The sequence below is a fragment of the Roseisolibacter sp. H3M3-2 genome, assembly GCF_029211165.1.
Taxonomy (GTDB): domain Bacteria; phylum Gemmatimonadota; class Gemmatimonadetes; order Gemmatimonadales; family Gemmatimonadaceae; genus Roseisolibacter.
Map to the genome: position 1 here is coordinate 1 of NZ_JARGEK010000195.1, position 8918 is coordinate 8918.

11 protein-coding genes are annotated in these 8918 nt (G+C 76.5%); 7 read left to right on the plus strand and 4 right to left on the minus strand.

What is annotated here, in order from left to right; all coding sequences use genetic code 11:
- The 6 genes from PYV61_RS15605 to PYV61_RS15630 form a co-directional block, all read left to right on the plus strand.
- The coding region (locus tag PYV61_RS15605) for a hypothetical protein (RefSeq protein WP_275833199.1) at nt 1-823 on the plus strand (823 nt) is incomplete at its 5' end.
- 7 nt (nt 824-830) lie between these two features.
- The gene (locus tag PYV61_RS15610) at nt 831-1691 is read left to right on the plus strand and encodes an alpha/beta hydrolase (protein ID WP_275833201.1); all 861 of its coding nucleotides are present in this window, start codon (nt 831-833) and stop codon (nt 1689-1691) included.
- On the plus strand, nt 1688-2716 hold the full coding sequence (locus PYV61_RS15615) for an amidohydrolase family protein (RefSeq protein WP_275833203.1): 1029 nt from the start codon (nt 1688-1690) through the stop codon (nt 2714-2716). The genes PYV61_RS15610 and PYV61_RS15615 overlap by 4 nt, the downstream gene beginning before the upstream one ends.
- Complete coding sequence (locus tag PYV61_RS15620; RefSeq protein ID WP_275833205.1) at nt 2713-4020, plus strand: aminotransferase class V-fold PLP-dependent enzyme; 1308 nt, start codon at nt 2713-2715, stop codon at nt 4018-4020. Before PYV61_RS15615 ends, PYV61_RS15620 begins: the two co-directional genes overlap by 4 nt.
- 4 nt (nt 4021-4024) lie before the next feature.
- Nucleotides 4025-4699 carry a hypothetical protein gene (locus tag PYV61_RS15625; protein WP_275833207.1) on the plus strand — a complete coding sequence of 225 codons (675 nt, stop codon included), beginning with the start codon at nt 4025-4027 and terminating at the stop codon, nt 4697-4699.
- Nucleotides 4700-4766: 67 nt separating this feature from the next.
- Complete coding sequence (locus tag PYV61_RS15630) at nt 4767-5216, plus strand: hypothetical protein (protein WP_275833209.1); 450 nt, start codon at nt 4767-4769, stop codon at nt 5214-5216.
- Here the strand turns inward: PYV61_RS15630 and PYV61_RS15635 are convergent.
- The 4 genes from PYV61_RS15635 to PYV61_RS15650 all read right to left on the minus strand — a co-directional run bounded on the left by PYV61_RS15635 (nt 5206) and on the right by PYV61_RS15650 (nt 8020).
- Nucleotides 5206-5940, minus strand: coding sequence for a PEP-CTERM sorting domain-containing protein (locus PYV61_RS15635; RefSeq protein WP_275833211.1), 735 nt, complete (start codon nt 5938-5940; stop codon nt 5206-5208). The genes PYV61_RS15630 and PYV61_RS15635 overlap by 11 nt on opposite strands.
- A gap of 79 nt (nt 5941-6019) precedes the next feature.
- Nucleotides 6020-6439: a VOC family protein gene (locus tag PYV61_RS15640; protein ID WP_345785247.1), complete on the minus strand. Its 420-nt coding sequence runs from the start codon at nt 6437-6439 to the stop codon at nt 6020-6022.
- A gap of 118 nt (nt 6440-6557) precedes the next feature.
- Entirely contained in the window at nt 6558-6983 is a 426-nt protein-coding gene (locus PYV61_RS15645; RefSeq protein WP_275833215.1) for a DoxX family protein, read from the minus strand.
- A 53-nt stretch (nt 6984-7036) separates the two neighbouring features.
- Complete coding sequence (locus PYV61_RS15650) at nt 7037-8020, minus strand: sigma-70 family RNA polymerase sigma factor (protein WP_275833217.1); 984 nt, start codon at nt 8018-8020, stop codon at nt 7037-7039.
- A gap of 96 nt (nt 8021-8116) precedes the next feature.
- Between PYV61_RS15650 and PYV61_RS15655 the strand changes: the two genes are divergently transcribed.
- A partial coding sequence (locus PYV61_RS15655) for a DUF4010 domain-containing protein (protein WP_275833219.1) occupies nt 8117-8918 on the plus strand: 802 nt, incomplete at its 3' end.

An 8918-nucleotide genomic window follows, 5' to 3' on the forward strand; every position in this document is an offset into this window, starting at 1 on the left:
CGCGCCGGCGCCGCCCGCCGCCGAGGCGGCCGAGCGCGCGCCGCTGGTCGCGAAGGTCGAGCACTTCTACGCCACCGCGCCCGACGCCGAGCGGCTGTTCCGGTTCTTCCGCGACTCGCTGGGGCTCGCCGAGGTGTGGGCGTTCCGGTCGTACGGCGACTTCGCCAGCGGCGGCGTGTCGCTCGGCAACGTCGTGTTCGAGCAGGCGACGTGGAAGCCCGACGACGGCGGGCGGCTGCCGACGGAGCTCAGCGGGATCGCGCTCGAGCCGGGGGGCGGGACCGACGCGCTGGTCGCCGAGCTGGCGCGGCGCGGCGTGCGCCACGACCGGCCGGACTCGAACGTCTCGACGAGCAGCAGCGGACGGCGGCTCGGCTGGGTGAACACCGGACTGACGGGGATGCTCCCCGACCCGCGCGCGGTGTTCTTCTGCGACTACGCCGACCGCGCGACGATCGCCGCCAACCGGCAGAAGGCGAGCGACGCGCTGGCGGCGTCGCGGGGCGGGCCGCTGGGCGTGGTGGCGCTGCGCGAGATCGTCGTGGGCGCGCCCGACACCGCGGCGGCGCGCGCCGAGTGGCGGCGGCTGCTCGACGACCCGTCGCAGGAGCGCGACGGCGCGTTCCACTTCGGCGCCGGGCCCGCCGTGCGCGTGGCCCCCGCGCGCGAGCGGTCGATCGTCCGCCTCGTGCTGCGGGTCCGCGCGCTGTCGCCGGCGCGCGCGTTCCTGCGCGGGCGCGGGTGGCTCGCCGCCGCGGCGCGCGGCCGCGTCGCCGTCGCGCCGGCGGCGGCCGCGGGGCTCGACATCCGGCTGGAGGAGTGAGCGTCCCGTGCCCGTCCGACCGCTGATCGTGTTCCTCCGACGCGCCGCGCTCGCGCTCGCGCTGGGCGCCTCCCCGATCGCCGCGCAGCAGCCGGCGCCACCGCCGGCGCCACCGCCTGCCGGCCGCACCGTGCGCGTCCCCGGCGCCGAGCTGTGGTACCGCGAGCAGGGGAGCGGCGAGCCGCTCGTCCTGCTGCACGGCTTCCTCGACTGCGCGTCCTCGTGGGACCCGTTCGTCGCGAAGCTGGCGGAGCGCCACCGCGTGATCCTCGTCGAGCTGCGCGGGCACGGGCGCTCGACCAACCCGTCGGGCGCGTTCACCCTGCGGCAGTCGGCGGCCGACGTGACGGCGCTGCTCGACTCGCTGCGGCTCCCACGCGTGCACGCGATGGGGATCAGCGCCGGCGCGATGACGCTCCTGCACGTGGCGACCGCGCAGCCGGCCCGCCTGCGGTCGCTCGTGCTCGTGGGCGCGACCACGCGCTTCGTCGACCAGACGCGCGCGGCCATCCGCGACGTCGGCGGCGTCATCCCGGCGCCGGTGATGGCGGAGTTCCGGAAGTGCGCGAGCCGCGGCCCCGCGCAGGTGGACGACCTCCTCGCCCAGTTCCAGGTGCTCGGCCGCTCCACCGACGACCCGAACTTCTCCGACGCCGACCTGGCGCGGATCACGGCGCCGACGCTGGTCGTGCACGGCGACCGCGACGAGTTCTTCCCCGTGGAGCTCGCGCTGGGGCTGTACCGCGGCATCCCGAAGGCGCAGCTGTGGGTCGTGCCGAACGGCGACCACGTCCCGATCTACGGCCCGACGACGCCGTTCGCCGACGTCGCGCTGCGCTTCCTCCAGCGGGCGGCGCCAAAGCCGTGAGGCGCGTCGCCCGCCGCGCCGCCGCGCTCGCCCTGCTCGCGCTTCCCGCCGCCGCCGCCGCACAGCGGCGCCTCCCCGTCATCGACATGCACCTGCACGCGCACGCGCTCGCCGACTACGGCGGCGGGATGCCGGTGTGCATGAACCGGGAGCCCATCGTCTTCCCGGCCGTCGACCCCCGCGAGCCGATCACCTTCGCCCGCGAGGTCGTGCGGTGCGCGACGCCCGTGCCCTCGGCGCGCACCGACTCGGCGCTCCTGGCGGAGTCGCTCGCCGAGCTGCGCCGCCTGAACGTCGTGCGCGCGGTGACGACGGGGACGCCCGCCCTCGTGGCGGCGTGGCGCGCCGCGGCCCCCGACCGCATCCTGCCCGCGTCGGACTTCGACCTGTCCGGCAGGCGGACCGTCGACGAGCTGCGCCGGCTGCACGCCGAGGGGCGCATCGCGGCGTTCGGCGAGGTCGGGCCCCAGTACGACGGGCGGCGCGTCGACGACCCCGCCTACGAGCCGTACTTCGCGCTCGCCGAGGAGCTCGACGTGCCGGTCGCGATCCACCTCGGCGAGGGGCCCGCGGGGGGCGCGTACGTGCTGGGGAACTCGCCGTACCGCGCGCGGCTCACCGACGCGCTGCAGCTCGAGGAGGTCCTCATCCGCCACCCGCGGCTGCGCGTCTACGTCATGCACTTCGGCTCCCCGCTGGTCGACGAGACGATCGCGCTGCTCTACTCGCACCCCCAGGTCTACGTCGACGTCGCGCAGAACAACTGGGGGTTCCCGCGCGCGCACTTCTACGCGCAGCTGAAGCGGCTGGTCGACGCCGGCTTCGAGGAGCGCATCCTCTGGGGCTCGGACCAGATGATCTGGCCGCGGGCCATCGAGGTCGCGCTGGAGACGATCGAGCAGGCGCCGTTCCTCACCGCGCGCCAGAAGCGCGCGATCCTCTACGACAACGCGGCGCGCTTCCTCCGGCTGACGCCGGAGCAGGTCGCCCGCGACCACGCCCGCGCCCGGGGCGCCACGCCATGACCGACCGCCGCGCCTTCCTCCGCCGCGCCGCGACCGCCGCGGGTGCGCTCGCGCTCTCCCCCGCCGCGCTGCTCGCCGGCGCGGCGGACGTCGTCGGCGACGAGCTGGCGCGCCTCGGCCCGGCCGCCGCGCCGGCGCGCCTCGCCGAGGACGAGGCGTTCTGGGCGCGCGTGCGCGCCGGCTACGCGCTCGACCCGCAGGTGCTCAACCTCGACCACGGGTGGACCAACCCGACGCCCCGCGCCGCGCTCGACGAGCTGGCGCGGCAGGCGCGCGTGCTCGAGGGGCTCCCCGCCGAGCACCTGCCGGGGATGTGGGAGGGGGTGTCGAACGTGCGGGTGCGCGGCGAGCTGGCGGCCGCGATGGGCGTCCCGCCCGCGGAGATCGCGCTGGTGCGCAACGCCACCGAGGCGCTCGACACGGTGCTGCTCGGCCTCCCGCTGCAGCGCGGCGACGAGGTCGTGTGCGCGACGCACGACTACTACGCCATGCTCGACGCGCTGGAGCAGCGGCGCGACCGCGACGGGATCGTGCTGCGCATGGTGGAGCTCCCCGTCCCCGCGCCGTCGCTCGACGCGCTGGCGGAGCGCTACGAGGCGGCGATCGGCCCGCGCACGAAGCTCGTCCTGCTGACGCACCCGAGCAACCTCACCGGGCAGCTGCTCCCGGCCGCGCGCATCGCCGCTGCGGCGCGGCGTGCGGGGGCGCTGGTGGCGGTCGACGGCGCGCAGTCGCTGGGCGTGCTCGAGGACCCGGTGCGGTCGCTCGACTGCGACTTCTACGGCGCCAGCGCGCACAAGTGGCTCGGCCTCCCCGTCGGCCTCGGCGTGCTGTGGATGCGCCCCGCGCACGTCGAGCGCGTGTGGCCGCTCCTCCCGCCCGCGCCGGGCACGAAGGGGATGGCGCGCTTCGAGTGGATCGGCACCGCGCCGGAGTACGTCAACCTCGCCGCGCTCCCGGCGCTGGCGCTGCACCGCACGCTCGGCCCCGCGCGCAAGGCGGCGCGGCTGCGGTACCTGGCCGACCGGTGGCGCGCCCGGGCCGCGCGCGCGCTCCCGCAGGCGCGCTACTACGCCGAGCCGGCGCAGAGCCTCGGGCTGACGACGGTCGAGATCCCGGGGACGGACGCGAAGGCGCTGCAGCAGCGGCTGCGGCGGCGCGACCGCATCCTCGTGCAGGCGATGGTGGACAACGCGCGGGCGCCGGGGATCCGCGGGCTGCGCGTGAGCCCCAACGTCTACACGACGCCGGCGGAGCTGGACCGCTTCGTCGACGCGCTGGCCGCGGCGGCGCGCGCGTCGTAGCGCGATGCGCGACCCGCACCGCACGCGCGCCCGGTGGGCGGCGGCGGCCGCCGTCGGGTGGGCGGCGATCGGCGCCGCCTACGTGCTCGATCCGCGCGACGGGCCGGCACGCGGGTGGGTGATCGCGGTGTTCGCCATCGGGCTGAACGTCGGCGTGATCTGCACGACGCTCGCGGTGATGGCGCACGGGCCGGCGCGCGCGCTCGACCGCATGCGCCGCGGCGAGGGAGTGCTCGCGCAGTGGACCGTCGACCCCGCGCGGTGGGCGCTGTTCGTCGCGCACGCCCGCCAGCTCGCCGCGCAGCCGGGCGCGCGGGCGAACATGCTGGCGCTCCCCGACGCGCCGCCAGCCCTGGGCTACCGGGTCACCGTGTCGGAGGACGCGATCCGACTGGAGGAGGAGTTCGAGCCGATGCGGCGCGACGCCGAGGCGCGCGTGGCCGGCGCGGTGCTCGAGTTCCGGCAGCTGGTCCAGCTGGGGAAGCGGATGGACTGGTGGACGTACCGGCTGCCGATCGGCGCCGGCGCCGAGGCGGACGCCGGGCGCGTGGCGGCGCACTACGCGGCGTCGCGCGCGCGGCGGACGCGTCCCATGCGCAAGCTGCTGGTGATCGCCGTGATGGTGGGCGCGGTGGCGGCGTTCATCCTCGTGGTGGGGACGCTCACTGACTGGCGCTAGCCGCGCGCGTGACGAGCGGGCGCGGGGCGGGGTAGAACGGTCGTCCACCGCTCCCGACCCGCTTCCCATGCGACACGTCTCACGCTTCGCACTCGCCGCGCTACTCGTCGCCTGCGACGACGGCACGGCGCCCGCCCCCGCGACGGAGGCCGGGCGCTACGTCGCGACGTCGCTGCGCGGCCGCCCCCTCCCCGCCGTCACCGACAGCTCGGCGCAGGAGTTCGGCGTGCTGCTCGCCGACACGCTGGAGCTCGACGGGCGCGGCGGCGGGCGGCGCGCCTACGCCGTCCGCCGCGTGCACCGCGCGCTCGGGATCGACACGGTGTACCGCGTCGCGGCGCCCACCGCGTACCGCCGCGACGGGGCGCGGCTCGTCGTCGGCTCGTTCACCCCCTGCCCGCCGAACGCATCGTGCCTCGCCAACGACGAGGGCACGGTCGAGCCGACGCGCGTCACCCTCGCGACGCAGCGCTACGCGGGGGGCGACCCGGTGGTGCTGGCGCGCGTCACGCCGTAGGGCGCCGCCGCCGCGCCACGCCCGCCAGCGCCACGAGCCCGCTGCCGAGCAGCACGTACGTCGACGGCTCCGGCACCACCGACCCGGCGGCGACGTCGTAGCGCGCCGTGAACGTGCCGACGTTGTCGTTGTAGAACCCGGGATCGCCGAAGAACGAGCCGCCGTCGGCGATGCCGAAGTAGAGGCGCGTCGCCGCGTCGGGGACGAGGAACTGCTGCTGCACGCCGCCCGACGTGAAGCCGTTGCCGACGAAGAAGATCTGGCCGAGCTGCGGCGCCGCCGACGCGAAGTCGGTGCCGGCGAAGCTCAGGCGCGCCGGCGCGCTCCCCGGGAGCGACGGGCCGAGGAAGACGGCGGCGAGGAACCCCGACGTCGGCGCCGTGAGCCCGGCGATGCTCCCCGACGAGTTCAGGTCGGTCGCGCCGATCGACGGGCCGTCGGGCGAGGCGGTCCCGCAGGTGTTGCCGTCGCAGAAGAAGCTGGTCCCCGACGCGTCGACGCGGAGCACGCGGCCGGCCCCGGCGTCGAGGGCGATGGCCGTCGGGGCGATCCCGCCGCCGGTCGGGCCGCCGGGCGGCGTGGCCGTGTACGCGTTGCCGCCGGCGAGATACAGGCTGGTCCGGGTGTCGACCGTCGCCGAGCCCGACTGCGCCTGCACCGACGTGGCGCCCAGGGCGAGGGCGCCGAGGAGGACTGCTGCCGACCGGGTGGAGCGGGTGTGCACGAGAGCCTCCGAAGCCGAAAGGTGTGCGCGAAAATGCGTAGCACCTGTCGGCCTCGCAAGCTGATCCGCAGCCGCCCGCTCAGCCCTGCGGCACCGCCGCCGGGTCCATCCAGAACACCTCCCAGTGATGCCCGTCCAGGTCGTAGAAGCTCCACCCGTACATGAACCCGTGGTCCATCGGCTCCAGCGCGTGCGACCCGCCGGCCGCGATCGCGGCGTGCACCATCGCGTCCACCGCCTCGCGGCTGTCGGCGCTCAGCGCGTACAGCGCCCCCGTCTGCGCCTTCGCGTCGGCCGTCGGGCGCCGCGTGAAGCCGGCGAACTTCTCCGCCGTCAGCAGCATCACGTAGGCGTCCTCCCCCACCAGCATGCAGGTCGCGGTGTGGTCGGTGAAGTGCGGGTTGAAGGCGAAGCCGAGCGCCTCGAAGAAGGTGATGGCGCGCTGCAGGTCGGCCACCGGGATGTTGACGAACAGCTTGCGCGGCGTCTTGGCGACCATGCCGGCGTTCGTGATGGTCGGCGCGGGGGCTTGGGCGGTGGACATGGGGCGGGGTTCCTCGTGGGGGGGAGTTCGACGCGGCTGCGCGGCTGCGCGGCTGCGCGGCTGCGCAGGCCGTTCAGGGCGCGCGACCGAGGACCGCTCGCACGCGCGGATCACGGAGGTACAGGCCGCCCCACACGAGCGCGGCCACGTAGATCGGGAAGAGCGTGTGCGTCGCCAGCGGGTTGTCGATCCGCAGGTGCGTCGCGATCGCGCCGCCGAAGTACCCGGTCCACAGCAGCGCGCCGAGGGGCGCGGTGCGCGGGATCAGGTACAGCACGAGGCACACGGCCTCGATCGCCGCCAGGATCGGCAGGTGGTGCGCCTGCCAGCCGAGCTGCGTCGTGCCGGCCACCGCCTCGGGGGCGGCGACGAGCTTGATCCCCGTGTCGAAGACGAGGAACGCGACCGCGAGGCCGGTGAGCACGCGGCCGGCGAGGCGCGCGCGGCGGCCGGGGAGGGCCGCCGCGGGGGCGAGGGAGTCGATCGGGAGGGCGGTCATCGGGGGCGTCTCCGGTTGCGGTTCACCCCTTGGACGGCCTCACCCCCCCGGAATCATCGGTCCAGCCGCATCGGCATCCCGAAGCGCGGGAAGAGCGTCTCGACGTCGAGGTACGACGTCTGGCTCGTGATCCGGCCCCCCTCCACCTCCAGCAGGACGATCGCCCACGGCGTCGCCCCGCCGTCGCGGTAGTGCGCGAACGCCGGCGTCCCGCCGCACGCCGCCACCGGGACCAGCTTCGAGCCGTCGCAGCCGATGCCGTAGGTGAGCATCCACCGCTCGATGTCCGCGTGCCCGCGCAGCCACAGGTCGAACGGCGGCATCGAGAGCGTCGCCTCCTCGTGCATCAGCGCCGTCAGCGCCGGCACGTCGTACCGCTCGAAGGCGGCCACGTAGCGCGCCACCAGCGCCTCCTGCTCCGCCGACAGCTCGCGCGGCACCACCGCCGGGTTGCGCGCAGCCAGCGTCGCCCGCGCGCGCTGCAGCGCGCTGTTGAGCGACGGCACCGTCATCTCCAGCGTCTCCGCCGCCTCGGCCGCCGAGAAGTTGAGCACCTGCGTCAGCAGCAGCGCGGCGCGCTGGCGAGGCGGCAGGTACTGCAGCGCGGCCACGAAGGCGAGGCGGATGCTCTCCTTGAGGATCGCGCGCTCCTCGGGCCCCGCCTCCTCGGGCGCGGGGAGCGCCATCGCGTCGGGGATCGGCTCCACCCACTCCTCGCGCGGGCGCTGCGGCAGCGCCATCCCCTCGCGCACCGTCTCGGGCGCCTCGGTGGTCTCGAGCGGGCGCAGGCGGCGGCGCCCCGACGCCGCCAGCGCGTCGAGGCACACGTTGGTCGCGATGCGGTACAGCCACGTCTTCAGCGACGACTGCTCCTGGAAGCGGTCGAGCGCCTTCCACGCGCGGAGCATCGCCTCCTGCACCGCGTCCTCGGCCTCGACGACGGAGCCGAGCATGCGGTAGCAGTGGCCGGTGAGCGCCGGGCGGTGCTGCTCGAGCCCGGCCGTGAAGGCGGCGGTGCGGACGGCGGCGGTGGTCATAGGCCCCCACGCTACACCGGCGCCGGCGATCGCACCACGCCCGGCCGGGCGTCGCCCGATGGACGCTGCGGGCATCCGGGCGCTACCGTATCCGGCGTGCTCGACGCCCTCCCCGACGCCGCCCTCGCCGCCCGCCTGGCGGTCGCCGCGCTGGCGGGGCTCGCCGTCGGGATCGAGCGCGAGTGGTCGCACGGGCGCGACGGCGCGGCGAGCGTGGCGGGGATGCGCACCTTCGCGCTCTACGGGCTGCTCGGCGGCCTCGCGGGGGTGGCGCTGGCGGCCGGGGCGACGCTCGCTGCGGGCGCGCTGCTGCTCGGCGGCGCCGCGCTGGCCGCGGCGGCGTACGTCGCGCAGCAGCGCGACCAGGACGCGCCGCGCGACGCGGGGCTGACCACCGAGGTCGCGTCGCTCGTCGTGCTCGGGCTGGGGGCGCTCGCCGGGGCGGGGCGGATGGGCGCCGCCGGCGGCGGCGCGGCGCTGGTGGCGCTGGCGCTGGGCGAGAAGGCGCGGCTGCACTGGCTCGTGCGCCACCTCGGCGAGCGCGACCTGCGCGCCGGGCTGCAGTTCGCGGTGCTGGCGCTGGTCGTGCTGCCGCTCCTCCCCGAGGGGCCGTTCGGCCCCGGCGGCGCGGTCCGCCCGCGCGCGCTGTGGGGCGTGGTGCTGATCTTCCTCGCCATCGACTCGGCGGGGTACGTGGCGCGCCGCGCCATCGGCCCGTCGCGCGGCTTCGGCGTCGCGGGGCTGCTCGGCGGGCTCGTGTCGTCCACCGCGGTGACGCTCGGCTTCTCGCGCCGCAGCCGCGACGAGCCGGCGCACGCGCGCGCGCTGGCGCTGGGCGTGGTCGGCGCGTGCACCGTGCTGCTGCTGCGCGTCGCGGCGCCCCGCGCGGCGCTCGCGC